Below are 23,082 nucleotides of genomic sequence, written 5' to 3'. Positions count from 1 at the left end.
GCCGGACCCGACGAACCGGGACCTGCCCGAAGCCGGCTGGCCTGACGCGGTTCCTCAGCCTGAAGGGCCGCCCGCACGTCGAGCGCGACATCAGGTACCTCCGCCGGATGCAGGACGCCCAAGCACTGAGGGAACTCCGGCGCACTCGACCGTCGACTGCCACCCCAGCGCCACGAACCACTACGCGGCCACCACCGCCCCGCCCGCAGATCGTTCGCGGCGGTCTACCCACGCTCGGACGCGACCGCTGAAAGATCAGTCGACCGTTCGAACACCCCGGCAGAGGTTCACCTGCGCCCGGAACTCACCCGGCCCAAAGCCCAGATCCTGAGGAGGTCCTACCAACCGAGACTTGCTTGCAGCACGAGCGTAACCCCTGGCAGACAAGCCATTCAGGCACCAGCGGTAGTCGGCGGCCGGCGTGCCCGTGCAACAGCTCGACAAGCATCCGCGGCTCGTCGTCGAAATCCACGGCTATCCGCGCCATGCCGTGATGACGCTCCCCACAACGGCACCTGCTGCGACCTGATAGCCCCCACGGGGTCACCGCAGGGTTGTCGGGGGACGATTCGACACCGACGAAAATCGATGAGATTGCCGCGCTACGGCTGCTCAAGCCATCACGTTGGTGCCCCCGGCAGGATTCGAACCTGCGACACACGGTTTAGGAAACCGATGCTCTATCCCCTGAGCTACGAGGGCGCGAGTGCCCAGTCTAGCGACCTGGGCGTTCACCCGGGGTGGCAGGGCGTGGCCCCCGTCGACCCGCGCTCCCCCACCCCACCGGCAACCGTGTTCCCGCAGCCCAGAGCACACGCCGAGCACAGCAACCCCGTCTGCGACCACCGGCCACCCACGATGGCCCTCCTCGGCACCGGTTCACCCGGGTTGGCACCGGCCGGCGAGCACACGTCGCGCACATCATCCGGGGCCGGTGAAGTGGCCCGCCGCACCGCTTCGGGTTAGCCTCCGGCCCGCCGGGACCGGTCGTATCGGTGCTGTACCGTCCCGGCCGCCGTCGTGTGTCCGGCCCCGGCCGCTCTGACCCTCCAGGCCGGGGCACCCCGCACGTCCGGCGTGGACGGAGTGGGCGTGCGGGCTCGCACGGGCCTCCAGCGACGGCGGACGTGGCTCTACGGCCTGCCGCTGCCTCGGATCGCCGCCACCATCGGGCGGAGGCTCGGGCCGGCGTGGACCGCGCCTACCGCCGACGACTTGGTCGCGTTCGTCGACCGGGCCCGGCCCGTTACCCGTGCTGTCCGACCCGCACTCACCGATGAGCTACCTCGCCCGAATCCTGCACGAGGCGCTGACCAGCGGCGAGCAGCCGCGTGCCCCCAGCCGCCCTCACCGGGGCCCGAGGCCCACCAGCGCGAGCAGGAAGCCGTCCGCCAGCCCGGGTCGCCGCGCAGGCTGCGGCCAGCGTGCCCGCCTGGACGCCGTCCGCACCGACCGGGCCGTCCAGGAACAGGCCGCAGTGAGGCCGGGTCAGCGCAGCACGGCGACCCGGGCCGCCCTCGCTGCGGTGCGCGCCCGTACATCGGGGCGGTTGCGCCGGGTCGACCGGGCCACACTGCCGGTCAGTCGCCGCTGATCCGCCCGGCGGCGGGCTGGCTGAGCGACTCCTCCGACGTGCTGCCCAACGCCGACCGGACCACCGCCGGTCGGGTCACCTCGTACACCTCGATGAGCAGACTGGGCTCGCCGGCCCGATGCCGGATGCCCTCGACCTCCTGCCGGTCCGGGTTGAACGGCAGCTTCGGCCACGCGGTGGCGGTCTGCTGCCAGTCGCCGGCGACGGCGGTGGCGAGGCCGGCGAGCAGGGTGTCGAAGTCCGTCCCGCCGACCGGACGGCCGCCGCCGTACCGCTGGCGCAGCTCGACGATCTCCTTGGTGGGCGTGCCCGAGTAGCCCTCGGTCGCGCCGAGCCACCACTGCGCGAAGTAGGTGCCCTGGTAGCCCTGGGCGAGGTAGCGGCGGCCGTCCGCGTGTGCCTCGATCAGGAAGTTGTGCACCTGGGGGAACTGGCAGTCGAAGACCAGCACGGTCTCGGCGTCGGCCGGCAGACCGGACAGGAGCCCGTGCAGGTCGCCGCCCGTACCGGGCCCGAACGTCTGCTTGTCGCGCAGCACGAGCTGGCCGCCGTGCGCCGCCAACTGCTCCCGGATGTGGAACGCGGCGAGCCCGCAGTTCGCCCACCGGCGGCTCTGGTCGCGCTGGACGATCCGGACGTCGTCGGTCCGGCCGGTACTGCGGACCGCGCCGCTCAGCTTCACCAGCTCCTCGGTGTCGGCGGCCTGCTCACGACTGCGCTGGCTGTCAGTGGCGCTCGCCACGTCGCCCCGCGCGTACCCGGTCGCCGCCCGCACGGCCTCTGCCCAGGTGCCGAATGCGCGCTCCGGCAGCAGCGTGCTGGCCGACCAGTTGATCAGCGCGCCGAACACCTGCTCCTTCCCGCCCACCGGCAACATCGGCAGAATCTTGTTCATGACCGCCTCGCACGCCGCCCCGTCGGTCTCGAGGTTGGGGATGGCGCCGTTCGGCGGGTAGGTCGCCGTCTCCTCGGCAATGATCAGCACAGGGTCTCCTCAGTGGTGCCCGGGCCCCCACGGCCGGACGAACGCGCCCCAGTCTGGTACCCGGACGACCACTGTGGACGGCTGTGTCGGGATTCCGTCCGCCCGCCGGTGCCGGGCGCCGGGTGTCGGGTGTCGGCCCGGTCCACCCGGTGCCGGACCCGCCGCCGGACCAGCCGCCGGACCAGCCGCCGGGCCGGTCACCGGTCCGCGGCCACCACCGTGAAGTCGGCCCGCAGCAGGTCCTCGGCCCGCGAGGACGGCCGACCCGCAGCTCGAACGCGCCAGGCTCGATCACCCGCCGGCCCTCGGCGTCGACCAGCGTGCAGTCCACCACGGGCAGGGTCAGCTCGACCGTCCGGGACTCGCCGGGCGCCAGGTCCACCTGCCGGTACGCCTTCAGCTCCTGCTCCGCCCAGGTCACCGTGTCGCTGACGTGCGCCTGGACGGTCTCCCGCACCGGCCGTCGGCCGCGGTTGGCGACCCGTACCGACGCGCGCAGGGTGTCGCCGGCGGTCACCGTCGGAGTGCGTACGCGCAGGTTCGATCAGTCGACCTGGTCCGCCAACCCGCTGACCGCCGGGGCCGCGCTTCCCGTCGTGGCGACGGCCGGCGCATCGGGCCGCGCCGCACATTCTGCCAGGGCGAGCACCAGCAGCGGGAGGCTGGCGAGGTACATCGTCCGCGCGATGCGCCGGGTGGGCGGTGGTGACGGGTACGGCATCCTTCCTCCCGGGGGCTGGCCTGACTCGTGCTACAGAACCGTCGTCCCCGTCTCCCGGTTGTGTGCAGCAGGTCACACAACCCGGGGACACCGTCGCGTGTTCTTCAGGGGAGTCGAACCGTGTCACGACGATGGGCGGAGCTGGATGGAGCACGGGTCAGGGACGGAGTTCGAGGCGTACGTCGTCGCCCAGTGGCGACGGCTGGTGCGCGTCGCCTACCTGATGACGGGCGACTGGAACGCCGCCGAGGATCTCGTGCAGGCCGCGCTGGAGCGCTGTTTCCGCGTCTGGACACGGGTGGTCGCGGGCGGTGCCGAGGATGCCTACGTCCGCCGGACCATGGTGAACCTGTACCTCAACACGGTGCGCCGGCGGCGGTTCCGGGAGCTGCTCACGTTCCGGGTGCCCGAGCGGGCCTACGTCGATGACCAGCACCGCGTGGACGACCGGGACCTGTTGTGGCGGGCCCTGCGGCGGTTGCCGCCGCGTACCCGGACCGCCGTGGTGCTCCGTCACTACGAGGGGCTGTCCGAGGAGGCGACGGCCGTCGTCATGTCATGCAGCGTCGGCAACGTCAAGCGCCTGACGGCGGACGGACTGCGCCGGTTACGCGGCTACCTGCCCCCGACCGCACGCCAGGAGGTCAGGACCGCACCGCACGAGGGGGGAACGGGATGAACGGCTCTGGCGGTTTCGAGGGTGAGTTGCACGACCGGCTCGTCGCGTTCGCCGAGCCGGCGCCGCCGGTCACCAGGGATGTCGTCGCCGCCGTACGCCGTGGCGCCCAGCGGCGACGTCGACGCATGCGGGTGACCGCCGCGGCGGCGGCACTGGTGGTGGCGGTCGGATCCGCAACCGTGGTGTGGCAGGCCGTCCCGGACGCGGCCCCGGCCCCTCCCGGCAGGTCCGCGGTGCCGCCGTCCCAGCTGCTGGGCTGGCCGACCCGTACGTCGGGCGACAGCGCACCGGGGGTCGGGCCGATCGAACGCGCCTGGTCGGGTGGGCACACCGCGTTCCGAGTGCTGTACGCCGGGGCGCTGCCCCCCGAGTCGGAGCAGGGTACCGCCGCGGGTGGGGTCACCACACAGGTGGCTGTCGTCGAGGGTCGGAACGCCGCAGGTGAGGCGCGGGTGGCGGTGCTCACGGGGCGGGCCGGCACGTGGCAGGTCCGGCTCGACGCGGCCGGATTCGGCACACCACCGGGGCGGTTGTTCGTCGTCCTGGACGGTGCCGCGGGGCCGTCGTGGGTGATCGCGCTCAGCGCTCCCGGTTCGCCGGCGGCCCGGGTCAACAACCTCGCGGGTCAACCGCTGGCTTTCCTGGTGGCGGGGTCCGTCGAGGTGTTCCCGGTGCCGGGGGATGCTGTCACGGGTCTTCAGCTGCATGTCTCCCCGCCCTCGTCCGACCTGGAGACATGGACCCTCCGCCGCTGGGCCACGCAGGGTGCCCCGGGGGCCCGGGTCCGGCTGGTCGTACCCGCCGAACGCGTCCGGTGATCCGTCCTGCATGGCCGCTGACGCCCGCCAGGCCCGTGACAGCGACGCCCGAATCCGTCAACTGCTCGCCGAGCAGGGTGCGCAGCTGACCCGGTTCGTTTGGGGGCTCACCCTCGGCAACCGGCAGGCCACCGAGGACCTGGTCCAGGAAACCCTGGTCCGTGCCTGGCGCAACCTCGACTCGCTGCCGCAGGACAATGCGGGCCGGAGCCGCCGCTGGCTGTTCACGGTTGCCCGGCGGCTGGTCATCGACGAGGCACGCCGGCGGCAGGCTCGACCGGTCACAGTCCCCGCCGAGCTGCCCGCCGAATACGGCGTGACCATCGACGAGACCGCCGCGACGGCGATCGCGACGCAGGCGTTACGGCAGGCGGTCAGCCAGCTCACCGACGCCCATCGCCAGGTGCTGCACGAGATCTACTTCCGCGGCAGGACGGTCAAGGAGGTCGCCGCCGACCTGTCCATCCCGGTCGGGACGGTCCGCTCCCGGATCCACTACGCGCTGCGGGCGCTGCGTACCGCCCTGACCGAGGGCTGAGACCGCCGCCAGGTGACGCGGCTCGCGATCTGGTGCCTGGGCGGTGGGACGGGCTCGGGCCTGCGCGGTGGGGACGGGTCGGGAGGGGCTGCCGTCGGCCGCCCCTCCCGACCGGGGTCAGTTGGCCCGGAAGGAGTGGTAGACCCCGGCGGAGAAGGTCCGCAGGGTGCCGAGGCCCACTGCGGTGCCCGAACAGTCGGCGGTCCGGAACGCGAGGACCTGCTGGACCGGGCCGCCGGCGGCGAGCGAGTCGGCGGCGGCGGGGAACGGCGTGCAGGCGCCGTCGGGCTCCGCGACGTGCAGTACCGGCGTGGCGAACGTGCCCTGGTAGAAGGTCAGGCCCGCGCCGATGGCCGACGCGGCGTGGGCCGGCAGGGCCATCATGGCGACGACGCCTGCCGCAGCGGTGACGCCCGTGACGGTACGGATGATGCTCTTGCCCATGGTGAAGCCTCCTGTCATCGACACCTCGTCCGACAGAAGTCACCATTCACCCCGATGCCTGCGTTTCTCCACCACCACACCCGGTGATTTAGTCGACAAAATTCGATACCTCGGGGAATGAAGTTTCCGACGTCCGCTGCGTGGAACCCGGCGCTACGGTGCCGGATGGCCGACGCCGGCGTGGACACCGCGCCGCGCTACCGGCCGGACGTAGGTCACTGGCGCTCCGCTGGGCACCGGCCCGGGAGTCATCCGACAGATGTGGTCCGCACCGACCGCCACGCACGGTGGTGCCGGCACATGTCCGGACGACCGACAGGAGACCTTCCACCATGAACACGGTTCTGATCACCGGTGCCTCATCCGGCTACGGGCGGGAGACCGCGCAGTACTTCCTCGGGCGCGGGTGGCACGTCGTCGCCACCATGCGTACGCCCCGCGCGGACATCCTGCCCAGGTCCGACCGGCTCCGCGTCCTCCAGCTGGACGTCACCGATCCCGACTCCGTCGCCGCCGCGTTCGCCGCGGCGGGACCACTCGACGCCCTGGTCAACAATGCCGGCATCGGGCTGATCGGTGTGTACGAGGGCACCCCGATGAGCCGGGTGCGGGAGATCTTCGAGACCAACACCTTCGGCGTCATGGCCACCACCCAGGCGGTGCTGACCCAGTTCCGTGAGCGCGGTGCCGGCGTCGTGGTCAACGTGACCTCCAGCGTCGTGCTCGGGCACATGCCGCTCTCGGCCGTGTACAAGGCCAGCAAGATGGCCGTCGAGGGATTCACCGCGTCGCTCGCCCTCGAACTCGCCGAGTTCGGCGTACGCGCCAAGACCGTCGAGCCCGGCACCTGCCTGACGACCAACTTCGCCGCCGGGGCGACCGGCGACACCAACCTCAGCGACTCGCTGGACGGGCTGGTCCCACCGGCCTACGTGCCGTTCGCGAAGCGGACCCTCGACCAGTTCCTGGCTCAGGACCTGTTCACGCGGGAGAGCGACGTCGCCGAGACGGTGTGGCGCGCCGTGCACGACACGACCGGCCAGCTGCGATTCCCCGCCGGCCCTGACGCGGTCCGGCTCGACCAGGCCAGGTGATCGGGCTCCGGGCTCGGGGCTCGGGGTCAGGCCCGGACCCGGACCCGGCGAGCGTCGCGGGGCGTCCACGGTCTCCCGGGTCCGTGGGCGGTGGGGTGCCGGCCGGGGCGGTGCTTGAATGGGTCCATGCCGCTCGACGAGTTGCGCGCCCTGTTGGTCCGGCACGCCCGGCCCGATCTGAGTACGGGCATCGACGACGTGCGGATCTTCCGCGCCGACCGGCCCACCCCGCCGACCCCCACCACCTACGGCAAGGTGCTGGCCCTGGTCGCCCAGGGGACCAAACGGTTCGCCCTGGGCGACCGCCTGTACGAGTACCACGCTGGGGAGTACCTCGTCGCTTCGGTCGACCTGCCGGTGACCGCGTACTTCGCCCGCGCCACCCCCGGGGAACCCGCGCTCGGTTTCGGGCTGACCCTGCCGCCGGCAGCCGTCGCCGAGGTGCTGTTGCAGGCGGACCCGGCGGAACTACCGGACGTGGCCCCCGGCACGCCCGCCGGTCTGGTCGTCAGTACCGCCTCCGCCGAGCTACTCGACGCCGCCGTCCGCCTGCTGCGCCTGCTCGACCAGCCCCGGGACATTCCGATGCTCGCGCCCCTGATCAAGCGGGAGATCATCTGGCGGCTGCTCACCGGCGGACAGAGCGCGGTGCTGCGCCAGTTCGGCCTACCGGACAGCAGCCTCAGCCACATCGCGCGGGCCGTGCAGTGGATCCGGGACAACTACGCGCAGCCCTTCCGGGTCGAGGAGGTGGCCCAGCAGGTGGGTATGAGCGTCTCGGCGTTCCACCGCAACTTCCTGGCCGTCACCTCGATGAGCCCCATCCAGTACCAGAAGCAGATCCGCCTGCAACACGCCCGACTGCTGCTCGCCGCCAACCCCAGCGACATCGCCGGCGTCAGCCGCCACGTCGGTTACGAGAGTCCCGCCCAGTTCAGCCGCGAGTACCGCCGGCTGTTCGGTGGCCCGCCACGGCGGGACGCCGTCCGCCTGCACGGCCACGCCCGGCCCGGCGCGCCGGCGGCCCGGCGCGGCGGTTGACCAGAACGCGCGATCTCTTGCGCGATCCTGCCGTCTGCCCGGCGGAGGGAGCCTACGGCGGGTCACCGGGGGTAGCGTGCCCGGAGCGGCTCCGGGTGGTGCGGGAGCCGCTCCGGGACAGGCCGGCGGCCGACCGGCCATGACGGCGCGCGTGAGGTATTGGGTGGCCGGTATCGAACTGTTCGGGCGGCACGACGAACTGGCACGTCTCTCCGGGTTCCTCGACGGGGTACGCCAGGGCGGCGGCGCACGGCTGATCTGTGGTGAACCGGGCGTCGGCAAGTCCGCCCTGCTGGCTGCCGTGACGGAACTCGCCCTCGCCGACGGGATGCGGGTGCTGCGGGCCTCCGGGTCGGAGTTCGAGGCCGACGTCAGCTACTCCGGGCTACACCAGTTGCTGCTGCCGGTGCACGCGACGCTGGACCGCCTCCCGTCCGGTCCGCGCGAGGCGCTGTCGGTGGCGCTCGGCTTCGGTGCCGGCGCGCCCCCGGACGTCCTCCTGGTGTGCAACGCCGCGCTGCTGCTGGTCACGGAACTCGCGGCCGACACGCCGGTCGTGCTGCTGGTCGACGACGTGCACTGGATCGACCGGGCGAGCGCCGTCGTCCTCGGCTTCGTGGCCCGGCGGTTGGCGGGCCACCGGGCCGGGCTGCTGGTGGCGGCCCGAGCGGGCGCGGTGAGCTTCCTCGACCTGCGGGGGCTGTCCGAGCAGGTGCTGGAACCGCTCGACGACGAGGCGGCCGGACACCTGGTCGACCTGCGGCACCCGCAACTGCCGGCCCGGATACGGCGACGTCTGCTCGATCTCGCCCGGGGCAATCCGCTCGCGCTGATGGAGCTGCCCGCCACGCTGCTGGGGTCGGCGCAGCGCACCGGGACGCAGCCCGAGGTGGTCCCGCTCAGCGACCGGCTGCAAGCGATCTTCGCGGCCCGGCTCACCGGGCTGCCCGAGGCGACCCGGCGGGTGCTGCTGCTCGCCACCTTCGAGGGCACTGGTGACGTCCGGGTGCTCCGCGCCGCCCTGCCCGCCGGGTCCAGCCTGGCCGACCTCGCTCCGGCCGAGCGGGCCCAACTGGTCCGGGTGGACGACCCGACGGCCCGGATCGCGTTCCGGCATCCGCTGATCCGGTCGGCGGTCGTGGCGATGTCCACCCACGAGGAGCGCCGCACCGCCCACGTCGCCCTCGCCGGCGCTCTCCCTGACGACCGGGAACGCCGCGCGTGGCACCTCGCGGCGGCCGCCACCGGGCCGGACGAGGCGGTGGCGGAACTTCTCGAGGACGCCGCGCACCGGGTGATGCTCCGGGGGGACGGGTTCGCGGCGGTGACCGCCCTGGTCCGCGCCGCCGAACTGAGCACCACGAGCGCCGGTCGGGGCCGGCGGCTCGCCGAGGCCGCGTACATCGGCGCGGAGGCCAGCGGCACCATCGACGACGCCAAGATCCTGCTGACCGATGCCCGTCGGGCGGCCCCGGACGCCGCCGGCTCGCTGCACGCGGCCAACGCGACCGCCTTCCTCATGATCAACGGCGACGGTGACGTGAGCACCGCCCACCGGCTGCTGGCCGGGGCCATCGAGACCGGCGACCACGGCTACCAGGCCGACGACCCGGCCCTGGTCGAGGCCATGCACACCCTGCTGCTGCTGTCCTGGTACGGCAGCACCCCGGAGTACTGGGAGCCGTTCTTCTCGGTGCTGCGCCGGATCCGGCCGCAGCCGCCGGACGTGCTCGCCCTGGCCAGCGACAGCTTTCCCGATCCGGTACGCACCGGACCGGCGGCGCTGCCGCGCGTCGACGCGGTCCTGCGGACGCTGACCGCCGACGCCGACCCCACCCGCATCATGCGGATCGGTACCGCCTCGGTGTACCTCGACCGCCTCGGCGACTGCCGGGAGCCGTCCTGGCGGCTGGTCCGGCACGGCCGGAACGGAGGCGCGCCCCGCCGGCACCTCGGGGCCCTGATGCACCTGTGCCTCGACGACTACCTGGTGGGCCGGTGGGACGAGGCCGAGGAACTCGCCGCCGAGGGTCAGCGGATCTGCGACACCAGCGGATTCGCGTTCTTCGGCTGGTACTTCCGGTACAACCGGGCGATCATCGCCGCCGGCCGGGGACGGTTCGACGAGGCGTACGCGCTCGCCGACGAGATCACCCACTGGGCGTTGCCCCGTGGCGTGGCCGCCGCCGCGCTGTTCGCACACCACCCTCGGGCGCTGGCCGCGGCGGGACAGGGCGACTTCGACGCCGCCTTCGGGTACGCCGCCGCGATGAGCCCGCCCGGCGTGCTCGCCGCCTACGTGCCGCACTGCACCTGGGTGATGTTCGACCTGGTCGAGGCGGCCGTACGGACCGGGCGGACAGCCGAGGCCAGGGCCCACGTCCAGGCGATGCGGGACGCGGACGTGGGGGTGCTGTCGTCCCGGATGGCCCTGCTCCAGGCCGGCGCGGAAGCCCTCGTGCTGGGCGGCGACGAACCGGTGGCCCGGCTGGCGGCCGTGCTCGCCGACCCGGCGACGGAACGGTGGCTGTTCGAGGCGTCCCGGGTACGGCTGGCGCTCGGGGAGAAGCTGCGCCGGACCCGGTCCGCGGCGGACGCCCGACGGCACCTGCTCGCCGCCCGGGACGGGTTCGCCGCCATGTCGGCCGAACCCTGGCTCGCCCGGGTGGCCGGTGAGCTGCGCGCCAGCGGCTACCGACCGGTCCCCCGGCAGCGGGGCGACCTGACCACGTTGACCGCGCAGGAACTCCAGATCGCCCAGTTGGCGGCGGGCGGGCTGACCAACAAGCAGATCGCCGAGCGGCTGTACCTGTCGCACCGGACCGTCGGCGCCCACCTGTACCGGATCTTCCCCAAGCTGGGGGTCACGTCGCGGGCCGGGCTCCGGGACGCTCTGCCGCCGTCTGCCGTCGAGCCGACTGCGCGCTGAGTTCGTCGGCCTGCGTCTCCTTCTCCTCCAGCAACCGCTCCAGCAGCCGCCGGGTGGTGGGGTCGTCGTCGCCGACCCAGCGCACCGCCTCCTGCAACGTCTGCACGAGGATCCGCGCCCCGACGAGGTTCTGCGTCACGACGCCGACGAGGTCACCGTCAGGGAACGTCCGGAAGGCGACCCGGGACCGGGCGGTCAGGTGCTGCGGGTCGTACTCGCCGACGGACCCGAGCTGCCGGATCCGGGCCGCGAGCCGCCGCGCGTCGACCCGGTCCCGGTCGGCGGCGGCGAACAGGAGCTCCGCGAGCGGCCGGTCCGAGGGCGCGCGGACGCCCAGCGCGTGCTGCTCGTACTGCAACGACGACACCACCAGGCTCGCCAGCAGCACGTTCAGCAGGCGGGTGATCGCCAGCAGGTCGACCCGGTTCGACGGCGTGACCGGCCCGTCGTCCAGGTCGAGCAGGGCACGGTCGCGGACCTCCCGCATCCGCAGCACGGTGGGCGGCGAGACGGGCTGGTCCGGTCCTGGTGGCGTCACGCCATCGATGGTGCGACCGCTCCGCCGCGCCGGCATCTGTCACATGACCTAACCCGGGGCCGGGGTGCCGGCACCGGACCTTCCGCGCCGGGCGGGACGGGCGGGCCGGACCGTCCCCACCGGGCCGAACCGGGCCGGCCGCACCCGTCCGGGCCGGTGACCGGCCCTGATCCGCCACGACTGGTTAGGTCATCGGCCGCCGGTGGCCCGGATTACCGGAGTCGGATGACTGATGAGGGCCGGCCGGGAGGCCACGGAAAGTGGGTTCCGACAACCGATGTCGCCGCCGCCGGGATCAGGCGGCAGCCGCCGAGGAGAGTGCCCGATGACCGTCAGCTACGGCTTCCACGCCACCATGACCGCCCAGCCCGGACGGGGCGACGAGCTGGTCGGGTTCCTGCTCGCGTCCCCGTCGCTGGCGCACGAGGACTGCGTCGTCTTCCTGGTCGGCCGGTCCGCCGCCGACCCGGACGTCGTGCACGTCACCGAGGGCTGGACCAGCGAGGAGACCCACCACAGGTTCTTCGCCACCGCCGAGGCGCAGGGCCTGGTGGCCCGGCTCCAGCCGCTGATCGCCGGCGAGCCGGAGTACCGCGACGAGGTGCCGGTCGGCGGCAGGGCCGCCCTCTGAGCCGCCCGGCTGTTCCCCATCCCCTTCGACACGAGGAGCCCACCATGTCCCTGGCACGTCCCCCCGTCGACCCCGAGCTGCGCGCCCTCCTGGCGGACATGCCGCTCGTACCCGAGCTCAACCGCGAGGTGCTCCCCCAGATCCGGCGGTTCTCGTCGGTGCCGGTGGAGCCGCTGCTGGCCGGCCGGCCGGTCGACCGGCGCGACATCGACGTCGCCGGCCCGGACGGCACGGTCCTCCCGCTCTCCGTCTTCCGCCCCACCGGCCCGAACCGCCCCGACCCGGCCCCGTGCGTCTACTGGATGCACGGCGGCGGAATGGTGATGGGCGACCGCTTCTCGCAGCTCGACATCCCCCTGGAGTGGCTGGACCGGTTCGGTGCCGTGGTGGTCTCGGTGGACTACCGGCTGGCCCCGGAGGCCACCGGCACGAGCCTGGTCGACGACTGTTACCGCGGCCTGCTGTGGGTGGCCGGGCACGCCGACGAACTAGGGGTCGACCCGGACCGCCTGGTCGTCGCCGGGGTCAGCGCCGGCGGTGGTCTCACCGCGGGCATCGCCCTGCTGGCCCGGGACCTCGGTGGCCCGCCGATCGCCGCCCAGATGTTGATCTGCCCCATGCTCGACCACCGCAACGACACCACCTCCAGCCGCCAGTACGCGGGGGGACCCGGGGTGTGGACGCGCGAGATGAACGAGTTCGGCTGGCGGTCGGTGCTCGGTGACCTGGCCGACGACGAGGTGCCCGGTCACGTCTCCCCGGCGACCGCCGCCGACCTGTCCGGCCTGCCGGACACCTACGTCGACGCCGGCACCGCCGAGGTGTTCCGGGACGAGGCCGTCGGCTACGCCACCCGGATCTGGGCCGCCGGCGGCCAGGCCGAACTGCACGTCTGGCCGGGCGGCTTCCACGGGTTCGACGCGCTGTACCCGCAGGCCCGGCTCTCGGCGCAGGCCCGGCGGGCCCGTACCGACTGGCTCGCCCGGGTCCTCGCCCCGGCGACCGCACCGGCCCGACCGCAACTGTCCGGGCAGGGGGCCGGGCGGTGACCGGCCACCATCGGACAGCGTTCCTGCGGGAGTTCCTCCGGGACCCGTTCACCGTCGCCGCGGTCGCACCCAGCGGCGCACCGCTGGCCGACCTCGTCACCGCGCCCGTACCCCGCAGCGGTGACCCCCTGGTCGTCGAACTCGGCCCCGGCACCGGCGCGTTCACGGCCGCCATCGAGCGCCGCCTCGCCGGTCGCGGTCACCACCTCGCGGTCGAGGTCAACGAACGGTTCGCCGGCCTGCTGGCCGCCCGGTACCCGGGGCTCGACGTGGCCGTGGCCGACGCCCGGCAGCTCGACCGGGTGCTGGCGCAGCGGGGCCACCGGCAGGCTGACGTCATCGTCAGCGGGCTGCCGTGGGCGGCGTTCACCGGGAGCCGGCAGGACGACCTGCTGACCTCGGTCACCGGGGCGCTCGCCCCGGACGGGGCGTTCACCACGTTCGCCTATTCGCTCACCGGCTGGGCGCCGCCCGCCCGACGGCTGCGGCGGGCGCTCGGCGACCGGTTCGAGGAGGTGGTGACCGGCCGCACGGTGTGGGCGAACCTGCCACCGGCCTTCGTCTACTTCTGCCGACGGCCCCGGGTGCCGGCGCGACCGTACGCGTTGGCGGCCCGCTGAGCGGCAGCACCGGGAGGTTCCACGCTGGTGGACGCGGACGCGGACGCGGACGCGGCCGGGGCCGGCAGCCCGGGGGCACTTCCCGGAATTGTGGAGGATCGGGCAAGTAATCGCGAGCATTGAACTAGACGCCGCGCCTCGAGAACTGATTCCATAAGTGCTTTGTTCGTTATCTCGGACGCCATTTCACGCCTGCATTCCGGCCGGGAAGAGGACGACGATGAACGACCACACCCGCAGCGAGATATCGCTACGAGTCAACGACGTGACGCACCGGCTGACGGTGGACAACCGTCGGACGCTGCTCGACGCGTTACGGGACGACCTGGCCGTCACCGGGCCGAAGAAGGGGTGCGACCACGGGCAGTGCGGTGCGTGCACGGTGCTGCGCGACGGCCGGCGGGTGGTCTCCTGCCTGGTCCTCGCGGTCACCGCCGACGAGGCGGCGATCACCACTGTGGAGGGGCTGGCCGGCGAGGGCGGGCTGACACCGATCCAGGAGGCGTTCGTCCGCCTCGACGGATTCCAGTGCGGCTTCTGCACCCCCGGGCAGATCTGCTCGGCGGTCGGGATGCTCGCCGAGTACGCGGCCGGCTGGCCGAGCGCGGTCACCGCCGACGACACACCGGACCGGCGACCGGACCTGGACGAGGCCGAGGTACGCGAGCGGATGAGCGGCAACCTGTGCCGCTGCGGGGCGTACCCGTCGATCGTGCGCGCGGTCCGCGAGACCGCGCTCCGGCAGGGGGTGACGTCGTGAGGGAGTTCGCCTACCTGCGTCCGGACCGGGTCCGGGACGCGCTCACCGCGGTCGCCGGGGATCCCGGCGCACGGTACCTGGGCGGGGGCACCAACCTCGTCGACCTGATGAAGTGCGGGGTGGAGGAACCGACCCGGCTGGTCGACGTACGGCGGCTCCCCCTCGACGGGGTCCGGGACACACCCGACGGCGGGCTGGTGGTCGGCGCGACCACGACGAACAGCGACCTGGCGGCGCACCCCGGAGTGCGCCGCCGGTTCCCGGCGCTGACCCAGGCCGTACTGGCCGGCGCGTCCGGCCAACTGCGCAACATGGCCACCGTCGGCGGCAACCTGTTGCAGCGGACCCGGTGCGGCTACTTCGCCGACGTCGACGCGCCGTGCAACAAACGGGCGCCCGGCAGCGGGTGCGCCGCGATCACCGGGGTGCACCACAACCACGCGGTGCTCGGCCACTCCGCGCACTGCGCGGCCACCCATCCGTCGGACCTGGCGGTGGCGCTCGCCGCGTTCGACGCGGTGGTGCGCTACCGGACGCTCGACGGCGCCGGGGAGATCCCGCTGTCGCGGTTCTACCTGCCGGTCGGTGACCGCCCGGACCGGGAGACCGCGTTGCCGACCGGCGCGCTGGTCACCGAAGTCGTCCTGCCCGGGTCCGCCGGCCGCCTGCGGTCGCGCTACCGCAAGGTCCGCGAACGCGCGTCGTACGCCTTCGCGACCGTCTCCGTCGCCGCCGCCCTCGACCTGCGCGACGGGGTGCTGCACGACGTGCGGATCGCCCTCGGCGGCGTGGCGTCGCGGCCCTGGCGGGCCGGGGCCGCCGAGGCGGCGCTGCACGGTGCCCGGCCCACCGCCGACCGGTTCCGGGCCGCCGCCGACCTGGCCCTGAGCGCCGCCGAGCCGCTGCGCGACAACGCGTACAAGGTGACCCTGGCCCGCAACCTCGTGGTGGCCGTGCTCGGCGACCTCGCGGCGGCCGTGCCCGGCGGACCCGCCGGAAGGGAGCGGACCCGATGAGCACGCCCACGCCCGCCCCCGGTGCGGTCGGTGCCCCGCGTCCCCGGATCGAGGGCCCGCTCAAGGTCACCGGCACCGCCCGCTACGCCGCCGACGTACCGGTACCGGACCTGGCCCACGGCTGGCTGGTGACCGCCAGTGTCTCCCGGGGCCGGATTCGCGACATCGACGCCACGACCGCGCTCGCTCTGCCCGGGGTGCTGGGGGTGCTCGACCACCGCAACGCGCCCCGGCTCAACCCCGCGGCCGGCAACTACTTCGGTCCGGACGGCAGCCTGCAACTGTTGCAGGACGACGTGGTCCCGTACGCGGGCCGGCCGGTGGCGCTGGTGGTGGCCGAGACGTCCGAGCAGGCCAGGGCGGCGGCAGCAGCGCTTCGGTTGAGCTACCACGTCGAGCCGCACGACCTGGACTTCCGGCTGGAGCATCCGGCCGCCCGTCCGGGGTCGACCGCGTTCGGCCCGGAGGCGGACACCGGCGACCTGGACGCGGAGCTGGCCGCGTCCACCGTGGTGGTCGAGGAGCGGTACCGCACCCCCGAGGAGAGCCACACCGCCCTGGAACCGCACGCCGCGACCGTGTGGTGGCACGAGGGTGACCTGTACGCCGTGGACTCCAACCAGGGCGCGTTCAGCGTGTCCGAGGTCCTGGCCGCGCTGTGGTCCATGGACCGGGAACGGGTGCACGTCCGCTCCGAGCACGTCGGCGGCGGTTTCGGCGGCAAGGGCGCGTGCGGTCCGCAGGTGATCCTCGGGTCGATGGCCAGCGCCCGGTACGGGCGTCCGGTGCGGATCGTGCTGACCCGGGCACAGGTCTTCGAGGCGACCGCGTCGCGTCCCCCGACCGACCAGTTGGTACGGATCGGCGCGGACGCCGACGGCCGGCTGCGCGCCATCCACCACCGTCCCGCGTACGCCCTCTCGCCGTTGGCCGAGTACATCGAGTGGTGCACCGAACAGGCCAAGATCCTGTACGCGGCACCGGCGATCCGTACCCAGCTCACCGCCGTACCGCTGGACATCCTGCCGCCGGCCTCGATGCGCGGACCGGGCGCGACGCCCGGATCGTTCGCCCTGGAGTCGGCGGTCGACGAGGTGGCCGAGCGACTCGGCCTGGACCCGTTGGAGCTGCGGCTGCGCAACCAGCCCACCGTCGGCCCGGTGTCGGGGCTGCCGTTCAGCAGCCGTCGCCTGGTCTCCTGCCTGCGGGAGGGAGCCCGCCGGTTCGGCTGGGCGGCGCGGGACCGGCGTCCCCGGTCCCGGCGGGAGGGTCCGCTGCTGGTCGGCACCGGCCTGGCCACCACCTCGTTCAGCGCCGGGGTGTTTCCGTCGACGGCCTCGATCACCGCCGAGGCGGACGGGACGTTCACGGTGGCGGTCGGCGCGAGTGACATCGGTACGGGTGCCCGTACCGCGCTGACCGCGGTCGCTGCCGACGCGCTCGGGGTCGGCCCGGAGCAGGTCCGGATCCGCATCGGTGACAGCGACCTCGGCATGGCCTGGGGAGCGGGCGGCTCCCGGGGGACAACGTCCTGGTCGTTCGCCATCGTCGAGGCCGCCGGGAAGCTGCGGGAGAAGCTGGACGGACCGGACCGGCCGGTGACCGCCACGGCGGACACCACCGCCCTGATCGACTACCGGCCGCAGCGGGAACGGCAGACCTTCAGCGCGGTCTTCGCGGAGGTCACCGTCGACCCGGCGACCGGCGAGGTGCGGGTACGCCGGCTGCTCGGCATGTTCGCCGTGGGCCGGGTGATCAACCCGCTGCTGGCCCGCGGCCAGCTGGTCGGTGGGATGATCATGGGGCTGTCCATGGCCCTGCACGAGGAGAGCGTGCGGGATCCCCGCACCGGGCGGCAGGCCAACGCCGACCTCGCCGGCTACCACATCGCGTCACACGCCGACGTGCCCGAGATCGAGGCCGACTTCGTACCGGACTACGAACCCCAGGATCCGTCCGGGTTCAACGGTCTCGGCGAGATCGGCACCGCCGGCACCGCGGCGGCGATCGCCAACGCCGTCTGGCACGCCACCGGCACCCGGCAGCGGACCCTCCCGATCCGGCTGGACCGGGTGTTGGAGCCGGACGACACGACTGTCGACGATCCCCATGTTGCGTGAGGTCTGGCCGTTCGTCGACGCCCACCGCCGGGCGGGACGCTCCGTCGCCCTCGCCCGGCTGGTGACGCGGGACGGTCCGGGAGCACGACCATTGGGGTCGACGATGGCCGTCGCGGCGGACGGCACGTGGCGCGGCTCGGTATCCGGGGGTTGCGTGGAGGCGGTCGTGGTGGACGCCGCCCGCGCCGTCCTCGCCGGTGCGGAACCGCACCTGCTACCGGTGACACCGGGCGAGTCCCTGCTGCCCTGGGAGGCGACGCCCGCCTGCACCGCCACCCTGGAGGTGCTGGTCGTGCCGGCACCGCCCTCGGCGGTCCACCGGGCGATCAGCGTGGGGTTACGGCGGGACCGGCCGCTCGCGGTGGGTGTCGGCCTGCGACCGCCGTACCGGTGGACGGTGGCCCCGACCGTGGACCGGCTGCACGCCGACCACCCGGCGTACGTCGAGGAACTGCCCCGCCGGCGACGGCTGGTGCTCGTCGGGGCGACCGACCTGGCCGCGACGCTGGCGACGCTGGCGGAGTCGGTGGACCTGGCGGTGTCGGTGGTCGATCCCCGTCCCGGTCACGTCGGCGCCGGGGCGGTGCCGACCACTGCCGGGTTGGTGCGGGCCTGGCCGGACGAGTGGCTGGCCCGCCATCCGCTCGGCCCGGGAGACGCCGTGGTGGCGTTGAGCCACGACCCCCGCATCGACGACCGGGCAGTCCGCGCGGCGCTGGCCGGCGGCGCGGGACACGTGGCGGCGCTCGGTAGCCGGGCCACCCACGCGCAGCGGCTGCGCCGCCTGGCCGGGACACCGGGCCTGGACCGGCTGGCCGGACCCGCCGGTCTGGACCTCGGCGGCAGGTCGCTCGCCGAGGCGGCCCTCTCCATCCTCGCCGAGGTCGTCGCGGTGGCGAACGGCCGGGACGGGGGCCGGTTGCGCGACTCGCGGCTCCCGGTCGGCGGTACCCCGGCATTCACCGCCGGTCTTTCGGGATGACGCCGGACCACCGGGCACACCGGGTCGCCGGACTGATCCTGGCCGCCGGGTCGGGCCGTCGCTACGGTGGCCCGAAGGCACCCGTCTTCCTCGGCCGGGCGCTCCGCGTGCTCCGCGACGGCGGCTGCGACCCGGTCGTCGTGGTGCTCGGTGCCGGGGCCCGCCGGACCCGGGCGGCCGTCGACCTGACCGACGTCCACGTCGTCGACAACCCGCACTGGGCCGAGGGGATGGCCTCGTCGCTGCGGCTCGGCATCGGTACGGCCGCCGGCCTGCCCGGGATCTCGGCGCTGTGCGTGCACCTGGTCGACATGCCAGGGGTCTCCGCTACGGCGGTGGCCCGGCTGCTGGCCCACGCACACCCCGGCTGCCTGGCCCGGGCCTGCTACGACGGCGAGCCCGGCCATCCCGTGCTGTTCGGCCGCGACCACTGGGCGGAGGCCGCCGCAGCCGCGCGGGGCGACCGGGGCGCACGCGCCTACCTGCGCCGGCATGCCGCCCAGGTGACTCTGGTCGAATGCGGGGACGTGGCCGCCGGCTACGACATCGACGTACGAGGACCGGTGCCGGGGTCCTCCCGGACGTCATCCCGGTGATCCGTGCCTCGCTACCCGTCAGCCGTACCGTGGCCGGTCAGGGCTGTGGCTCTCTCTCCGAGAGCGCGGAGCCTTTTCGAGGCCGATCTTGCAGATCAGGGCCGGCGCGGCGAGCCCGGGGATCGATGAGGGTGAGGCTCCAGGTAAGACAGCGGTCGACCAAGATGCGATGCCCGACCGGGAGGGCCAGACGGTTGCGCTGCCGTTGGGCTGATCGACAGGAAACCACAGGTCGGCCCAATGCAGGGTCGGCGACTCGACCACGGCTGTCAGTTTCGCGACCGCGGAACTCGTCGTGTGCGGTGGCGAAGAGCGGAGGGCGGCCATCGAGCACGCGGAGCCGCTCGGCAGCCCGACGAACGGCGATGGCCGTCACCCACGCCCGGTCACGTCCGGCGATCCGCTGCACGAGGTCATCCATAGGCGCCCGGCCATGGGGTACATAGGCGGGAACAGTGCGTCCGATGCTCCTGGTGGTGCCCCCTGCCGCTGAGACAGCACCACCATCCTCGTCCTGGCCGGGTCGCCAGCAACGCTCCGGTGCGTAACGGCGGCGTCGCCGACGCGCACCGCCCGGTCACACGTAGTGACCGGGCGGTGCGGTGCGGTGGATCAGGCGTCGTGGGAGGAGCGGCTGCCGGCCTTGGCCAGGCCGCGGCTGACCATGTAGCCGATGGTCAGCATGGTGACGTAGAGCCAGGCGCGGTCGGCGCGGAAGAAGTCGCCGCCGGCGCCGTTGTCGCCGTTGCCGTTGCCGTCGACCACGAGGGAGGCGATGAGTACACCGAGGACGATGACCAGGTACGCGATGAATTCGGTGGTCTTGAAGGCCGGCTTCGTTTCGCTGTGGCCGCGACGCCGCTCGGCGGCGTTGATGTCGCGCTGGTTGGTTGAGACGGGGGACGAGGTCATGGACAGCTCCTGTTTATCGGGGTACGCGCAGGGTGGGGGACGCTGAGGTCTGCTTCTTCTGGCGCGCATGCATAGGGCTCGAGATCGAGAAGAGTCGGATCACGGGATTCCGGGTGACCCATCGGGAGGCGCGAAACGTCGCCGTGCGCGACGGTCTGGCGCAACAGGTGAAGTACCCCCACCGCGATCGCCGCAAACACGACACAGGGGTCCATCCGTTACACCTGTCCGCACGGGGTTCCATTCCTCGTCGGGCGCGCCTCGGTCACACTGGCTCGCAATCGCCGCGATCGGCCTCGGGCGGCCCAGCGGTCGGGTCAGACTGAAGGCGACGAGGCAGGCGAGTCGGCCGGAACTGCGGGCGGGAAGGGAGCGCACCGTGAGATCGGGTTCGGCGAGTACAGCCAGCGGGCCGTGACCTGACGTTCGACGACTCGGTCGCGACCCGGGAGGCGCGCGGAGCAGCGGGAGCTATATGAGCGACATCAGCCTTGACGCTGGCCGTCAGCGGGGCAGTGACTACGCCGATCTGTCCCGCCAGGTCCGCGCGGCGGGTCTACTCGATCGGCGGCGCGGTTACTACGCGGTGCGGATCGGCCTCGTCGCCGGTTCCTTCGGCGGACTCTGGATGCTGTTCGCCCGGTTGGGTGAGTCGTGGTGGCAACTCGGCGTCGCGGTGGCCCTCGCGGTGGTCTTCGCGCAGGCCGGATTCATCGGTCACGACGCGGGGCACCGGCAGATCGCCCGTTCGCGCCGGGCGAACGATCTGATCGGCCTCATCCACGGCAACCTGTTGACCGGGCTCAGCTACGGCTGGTGGGTGGACAAGCACAACCGGCACCACGCCCACCCGAACACCGAGGGCAGGGACCCCGACATCACCGTGGCGCCCCTGTCGTTCACCGTCGGCCAGGCGCGCAGCCGGCGTGGCTTCGGCGCGCTCGTGGCACGTCACCAGGCGTACCTGTTCTTTCCGCTGCTCCTGCTGGAGGCCCTGCACCTGCACGCCAACAGCGTGCGGGCCGTCCTCGGCCCGCGCCGGATCGCGCATCGGCCCGTCGAAGCCGGACTGCTGGCCCTGCACCTCGGCGGCTACCTCGCCGCCGTGTTCCTGGTCCTCAGCCCCGCGCAGGCGGTCGCCTTCATCCTCGTCAACCAGGGCGCGCTCGGCCTGTACCTCGGCTGCTCCTTCGCCCCGAATCACAAGGGCATGCCGATCCTCGGCGCCGACGACAACCTGGACTACCTCCGGCGGCAGGTCCTCACGTCCCGCAACGTCCGGGGTGGGCGTTTCGTCGACGTGGTGCTCGGCGGCCTGAACTATCAGATCGAACACCATCTGTTCCCGAGCATGCCGTGCCCCAACCTGCGCCGCGCCCGCCCGCTGATCCGGCGGTTCTGCGCCGAGCACGACATCGACTACCACGAAACCAGCCTGGTCCGCTCCTGGGCGGAGGCGCTACGCCACCTGCACGGCGTCGGATCCGGTGAACCACGAACGGACTCCGCCACGCCGCCTCCGTGAACGAGGCGCCGAGCGCCTCTGCCCTCGTGCACCAGCCTCCGCAGGACCCCGCGATCGGCTACACGTGCTCGCCAAGGAACGGGGCTTCACTCAGGCGCCGGCTCTGGAGCAGCGTGCACCAACCGCCGCTCGGCCGGGCTCATCAGTGCTCTTCGCAAGAAGGCCATGGTCTTCCCCTCCGTCGAAGCCTCATGCCCGGGATCGCCGAACCGCCCGCGGAGTTCGCCGACGCCCTCACCTTCGCCGACATCACGGTGACCGCCCTGCTCGACCGGCAGGAACAGGCGGAGAGCAGCGGCATCGCCGACATCGACGACGACGCGGGCGAGTACCGTGCGGAGTTGTTCCAAGCTCAGGGCATGGTCATGGTGCAGCTCGGGATCCCCCTCGGGCAGGCGATGGCGCGCATCCGTGCCCACGCCTACGCGGAGAACCGCCGCCTCAGCGACGTGGCCCGGGACATCGTCGCGCGCCGGCTGCGGCTCGACCCCGACGGGCCGTGAGCCGGAGTACCCCATGACCGCGCACAGTCGGACAAGCCGGGAGGCAAGCATGACCATCGTCTCAGCCGAACGGATGGCGACGATCTTCGTCGAGGTCGCCGACACTCTGGTGGACGACTTCGACCTGATGGACTTCCTGCACATGCTCACCGATCGGGCGGCCAACCTGGTCAGCGCGGCGGCGGTGGGGCTCGTCCTCGCCGGCCGGGACGGCCGGCTCGAGTTCATGGCGGGCTCGAACGAGAACGTCAAACTTGTGGAGCTGTTCCAGCTGCAGACCCACGAGGGTCCCTGCCAGGAAGCCTTCCGGACCGGCGCGCCCGTCATCAATGTCGATCTGGCCGAGGCTAGCGGCCGGTGGCCCCGGTTCGCGCCCCGGGCCACCGCGGCGGGTTTCCAATCGGTGCACGCGTTCCCGCTACGGCTGCGCACGCAGGTGATCGGGGCCTTGAACGTCTTCGGTGACACCAAGGGCGGCGATTTCGCGGGCACCGATGTGCCGGTCATGCAGGCCCTGGCGGACGTCGCCGCGATCGGACTGCTGCAGGAGCGCGCCATCCGCCGGGGTGAACTCCTGACCGAGCAGTTGCAGGGCGCGTTGAACAGCCGCATCGTCATCGAGCAGGCCAAGGGGGCGGTCGCGCAGGCGACCGGCCTCGATGTCGACGAGGCGTTCGCCGCCATCCGCGGCTACGCCCGCCGTCACCGCCGCAAACTGACCGAGGTGGCCCACGGCGTCCTCAGCGATCCCGCGATGCTCGCCCACATCCTCGACGCGTAGCGGCCGCCTACCCGGCCGACGGCGGTCCGCGGCGAGGGTCAGCGCCGTCTTGACGGCGGTGTTCGCGGTGACACCAGCCTGGGTCCTGGCACGGCGCCGGTTCGTGATCAGCAGACCGGTGCCGCCGATCAGGTGCGCGCCGATCGCGGCGGCGGAGACCGGTGCCCATTTCGTCCACCCCACCGAGGCGATGTGAGCGCGTTCGT

At 73.0% G+C, this 23,082-nt stretch carries 22 protein-coding genes, 1 tRNA gene and 1 pseudogene; 17 read left to right on the top strand and 7 right to left on the bottom strand.

Going from position 1 to position 23,082, the window contains the following annotated elements; translation table 11 throughout:
• Window positions 1-626: 626 nt before the first annotated feature.
• From PVK37_RS09530 to PVK37_RS09515, 4 genes and pseudogenes are all read right to left on the bottom strand, one after another.
• A tRNA-Arg gene (locus PVK37_RS09530) sits at window positions 627-702 on the bottom strand.
• 878 nt (window positions 703-1,580) lie between these two features.
• The gene (locus PVK37_RS09525) at window positions 1,581-2,579 is read right to left on the bottom strand and encodes a hypothetical protein (RefSeq protein ID WP_275035348.1); all 999 of its coding nucleotides are present in this window, start codon (window positions 2,577-2,579) and stop codon (window positions 1,581-1,583) included.
• A gap of 268 nt (window positions 2,580-2,847) precedes the next feature.
• Window positions 2,848-3,036 (bottom strand): annotated as a pseudogene (locus tag PVK37_RS31835) (fibronectin type III-like domain-contianing protein); the annotation flags it as partial.
• Window positions 3,037-3,123: 87 nt separating this feature from the next.
• Window positions 3,124-3,300, bottom strand: coding sequence for a hypothetical protein (locus tag PVK37_RS09515; protein ID WP_275033452.1), 177 nt, complete (start codon window positions 3,298-3,300; stop codon window positions 3,124-3,126).
• A 145-nt stretch (window positions 3,301-3,445) separates the two neighbouring features.
• Between PVK37_RS09515 and PVK37_RS09510 the strand changes: the two genes are divergently transcribed.
• The 3 genes from PVK37_RS09510 to PVK37_RS09500 are packed head-to-tail and all read left to right on the top strand — an operon-like array spanning window position 3,446 to window position 5,335.
• Window positions 3,446-3,979, top strand: a complete 534-nt coding sequence (locus PVK37_RS09510) for a SigE family RNA polymerase sigma factor (protein ID WP_275033450.1) — start codon at window positions 3,446-3,448, stop codon at window positions 3,977-3,979.
• A complete protein-coding gene (locus PVK37_RS09505; protein ID WP_275033448.1) occupies window positions 3,976-4,797 on the top strand; it encodes a hypothetical protein in 822 nt (273 codons plus the stop codon). The genes PVK37_RS09510 and PVK37_RS09505 overlap by 4 nt, the downstream gene beginning before the upstream one ends.
• A gap of 10 nt (window positions 4,798-4,807) precedes the next feature.
• Complete coding sequence (locus PVK37_RS09500; RefSeq protein WP_275033447.1) at window positions 4,808-5,335, top strand: sigma-70 family RNA polymerase sigma factor; 528 nt, start codon at window positions 4,808-4,810, stop codon at window positions 5,333-5,335.
• A gap of 117 nt (window positions 5,336-5,452) precedes the next feature.
• On the opposite strand, the gene PVK37_RS09495 is transcribed toward PVK37_RS09500, so the two are convergent.
• Window positions 5,453-5,797 (bottom strand): hypothetical protein, encoded by a 345-nt coding sequence (locus tag PVK37_RS09495; RefSeq protein ID WP_275033446.1) that lies wholly within the window; start codon window positions 5,795-5,797, stop codon window positions 5,453-5,455.
• Window positions 5,798-6,111: 314 nt separating this feature from the next.
• Here PVK37_RS09495 and PVK37_RS09490 point away from each other — a divergent pair, with 314 nt between their 5' ends.
• From PVK37_RS09490 to PVK37_RS09480, 3 genes are all read left to right on the top strand, one after another.
• On the top strand, window positions 6,112-6,873 hold the full coding sequence (locus PVK37_RS09490) for an SDR family NAD(P)-dependent oxidoreductase (RefSeq protein WP_275033439.1): 762 nt from the start codon (window positions 6,112-6,114) through the stop codon (window positions 6,871-6,873).
• Between the two features lie 126 nt (window positions 6,874-6,999).
• On the top strand, window positions 7,000-7,914 hold the full coding sequence (locus tag PVK37_RS09485; RefSeq protein WP_275033438.1) for an AraC family transcriptional regulator: 915 nt from the start codon (window positions 7,000-7,002) through the stop codon (window positions 7,912-7,914).
• Between the two features lie 163 nt (window positions 7,915-8,077).
• Window positions 8,078-10,843, top strand: coding sequence for an ATP-binding protein (locus tag PVK37_RS09480; RefSeq protein WP_275033436.1), 2,766 nt, complete (start codon window positions 8,078-8,080; stop codon window positions 10,841-10,843).
• On the opposite strand, the gene PVK37_RS09475 is transcribed toward PVK37_RS09480, so the two are convergent.
• Window positions 10,779-11,381, bottom strand: a complete 603-nt coding sequence (locus PVK37_RS09475; protein WP_275033435.1) for a ferritin-like domain-containing protein — start codon at window positions 11,379-11,381, stop codon at window positions 10,779-10,781. The two genes, PVK37_RS09480 and PVK37_RS09475, sit on opposite strands and share 65 nt — an antisense overlap.
• A gap of 325 nt (window positions 11,382-11,706) precedes the next feature.
• On the opposite strand from PVK37_RS09475, the gene PVK37_RS09470 reads away from it, so the two are divergent.
• From PVK37_RS09470 to PVK37_RS09435, 8 genes are all read left to right on the top strand, one after another.
• Window positions 11,707-12,012: a putative quinol monooxygenase gene (locus PVK37_RS09470; protein WP_275033434.1), complete on the top strand. Its 306-nt coding sequence runs from the start codon at window positions 11,707-11,709 to the stop codon at window positions 12,010-12,012.
• A 44-nt stretch (window positions 12,013-12,056) separates the two neighbouring features.
• Entirely contained in the window at window positions 12,057-13,061 is a 1,005-nt protein-coding gene (locus PVK37_RS09465; protein ID WP_275033433.1) for an alpha/beta hydrolase, read from the top strand.
• Window positions 13,058-13,681: a class I SAM-dependent methyltransferase gene (locus tag PVK37_RS09460; protein ID WP_275033432.1), complete on the top strand. Its 624-nt coding sequence runs from the start codon at window positions 13,058-13,060 to the stop codon at window positions 13,679-13,681. The genes PVK37_RS09465 and PVK37_RS09460 overlap by 4 nt, the downstream gene beginning before the upstream one ends.
• 220 nt (window positions 13,682-13,901) lie before the next feature.
• The gene (locus tag PVK37_RS09455; protein ID WP_275033431.1) at window positions 13,902-14,441 is read left to right on the top strand and encodes a (2Fe-2S)-binding protein; all 540 of its coding nucleotides are present in this window, start codon (window positions 13,902-13,904) and stop codon (window positions 14,439-14,441) included.
• Entirely contained in the window at window positions 14,438-15,457 is a 1,020-nt protein-coding gene (locus PVK37_RS09450) for an FAD binding domain-containing protein (protein ID WP_275033430.1), read from the top strand. The genes PVK37_RS09455 and PVK37_RS09450 overlap by 4 nt, the downstream gene beginning before the upstream one ends.
• Window positions 15,454-17,577, top strand: a complete 2,124-nt coding sequence (locus tag PVK37_RS09445; protein WP_275033429.1) for a xanthine dehydrogenase family protein molybdopterin-binding subunit — start codon at window positions 15,454-15,456, stop codon at window positions 17,575-17,577. Before PVK37_RS09450 ends, PVK37_RS09445 begins: the two co-directional genes overlap by 4 nt.
• A complete protein-coding gene (locus tag PVK37_RS09440; protein WP_275033428.1) occupies window positions 17,567-18,559 on the top strand; it encodes an XdhC family protein in 993 nt (330 codons plus the stop codon). The genes PVK37_RS09445 and PVK37_RS09440 overlap by 11 nt, the downstream gene beginning before the upstream one ends.
• On the top strand, window positions 18,556-19,155 hold the full coding sequence (locus tag PVK37_RS09435; protein WP_275033427.1) for a nucleotidyltransferase family protein: 600 nt from the start codon (window positions 18,556-18,558) through the stop codon (window positions 19,153-19,155). The genes PVK37_RS09440 and PVK37_RS09435 overlap by 4 nt, the downstream gene beginning before the upstream one ends.
• Before the next feature lie 612 nt (window positions 19,156-19,767).
• Here PVK37_RS09435 and PVK37_RS09430 read toward each other — a convergent pair.
• Window positions 19,768-20,067, bottom strand: coding sequence for a hypothetical protein (locus tag PVK37_RS09430; RefSeq protein WP_275033426.1), 300 nt, complete (start codon window positions 20,065-20,067; stop codon window positions 19,768-19,770).
• Between the two features lie 475 nt (window positions 20,068-20,542).
• Between PVK37_RS09430 and PVK37_RS09425 the strand changes: the two genes are divergently transcribed.
• From PVK37_RS09425 to PVK37_RS09415, 3 genes are all read left to right on the top strand, one after another.
• Window positions 20,543-21,592 carry a fatty acid desaturase family protein gene (locus PVK37_RS09425; protein ID WP_275033425.1) on the top strand — a complete coding sequence of 350 codons (1,050 nt, stop codon included), beginning with the start codon at window positions 20,543-20,545 and terminating at the stop codon, window positions 21,590-21,592.
• A 191-nt stretch (window positions 21,593-21,783) separates the two neighbouring features.
• Window positions 21,784-22,095, top strand: a complete 312-nt coding sequence (locus PVK37_RS09420) for an ANTAR domain-containing protein (protein ID WP_275033424.1) — start codon at window positions 21,784-21,786, stop codon at window positions 22,093-22,095.
• 49 nt (window positions 22,096-22,144) lie between these two features.
• Complete coding sequence (locus PVK37_RS09415; protein ID WP_275033423.1) at window positions 22,145-22,876, top strand: GAF and ANTAR domain-containing protein; 732 nt, start codon at window positions 22,145-22,147, stop codon at window positions 22,874-22,876.
• Window positions 22,877-23,082: the final 206 nt, after the last annotated feature.

The organism is Micromonospora cathayae (genome assembly GCF_028993575.1).
Taxonomy (GTDB): Bacteria; Actinomycetota; Actinomycetes; order Mycobacteriales; family Micromonosporaceae; genus Micromonospora; species Micromonospora cathayae.
This window is presented reverse-complemented; position numbering and strand designations above follow the sequence as displayed.

Bases quoted from the DNA above. Each gene is read 5' to 3' on its own strand.
- PVK37_RS09515 (WP_275033452.1), bottom strand. From the start codon at position 3,300: ATGCCGTACCCGTCACCACCGCCCACCCGGCGCATCGCGCGGACGATG.
- PVK37_RS09510 (WP_275033450.1), top strand. From the start codon at position 3,446: ATGGAGCACGGGTCAGGGACGGAGTTCGAGGCGTACGTCGTCGCCCAG.
- PVK37_RS09505 (WP_275033448.1), top strand. From the start codon at position 3,976: ATGAACGGCTCTGGCGGTTTCGAGGGTGAGTTGCACGACCGGCTCGTC.
- PVK37_RS09500 (WP_275033447.1), top strand. From the start codon at position 4,808: ATGGCCGCTGACGCCCGCCAGGCCCGTGACAGCGACGCCCGAATCCGT.
- PVK37_RS09495 (WP_275033446.1), bottom strand. From the start codon at position 5,797: ATGACAGGAGGCTTCACCATGGGCAAGAGCATCATCCGTACCGTCACG.
- PVK37_RS09490 (WP_275033439.1), top strand. From the start codon at position 6,112: ATGAACACGGTTCTGATCACCGGTGCCTCATCCGGCTACGGGCGGGAG.
- PVK37_RS09485 (WP_275033438.1), top strand. From the start codon at position 7,000: ATGCCGCTCGACGAGTTGCGCGCCCTGTTGGTCCGGCACGCCCGGCCC.
- PVK37_RS09470 (WP_275033434.1), top strand. From the start codon at position 11,707: ATGACCGTCAGCTACGGCTTCCACGCCACCATGACCGCCCAGCCCGGA.
- PVK37_RS09465 (WP_275033433.1), top strand. From the start codon at position 12,057: ATGTCCCTGGCACGTCCCCCCGTCGACCCCGAGCTGCGCGCCCTCCTG.
- PVK37_RS09455 (WP_275033431.1), top strand. From the start codon at position 13,902: ATGAACGACCACACCCGCAGCGAGATATCGCTACGAGTCAACGACGTG.
- PVK37_RS09445 (WP_275033429.1), top strand. From the start codon at position 15,454: ATGAGCACGCCCACGCCCGCCCCCGGTGCGGTCGGTGCCCCGCGTCCC.
- PVK37_RS09440 (WP_275033428.1), top strand. From the start codon at position 17,567: ATGTTGCGTGAGGTCTGGCCGTTCGTCGACGCCCACCGCCGGGCGGGA.
- PVK37_RS09435 (WP_275033427.1), top strand. From the start codon at position 18,556: ATGACGCCGGACCACCGGGCACACCGGGTCGCCGGACTGATCCTGGCC.
- PVK37_RS09430 (WP_275033426.1), bottom strand. From the start codon at position 20,067: ATGACCTCGTCCCCCGTCTCAACCAACCAGCGCGACATCAACGCCGCC.
- PVK37_RS09425 (WP_275033425.1), top strand. From the start codon at position 20,543: ATGAGCGACATCAGCCTTGACGCTGGCCGTCAGCGGGGCAGTGACTAC.
- PVK37_RS09420 (WP_275033424.1), top strand. From the start codon at position 21,784: ATGCCCGGGATCGCCGAACCGCCCGCGGAGTTCGCCGACGCCCTCACC.
- PVK37_RS09415 (WP_275033423.1), top strand. From the start codon at position 22,145: ATGACCATCGTCTCAGCCGAACGGATGGCGACGATCTTCGTCGAGGTC.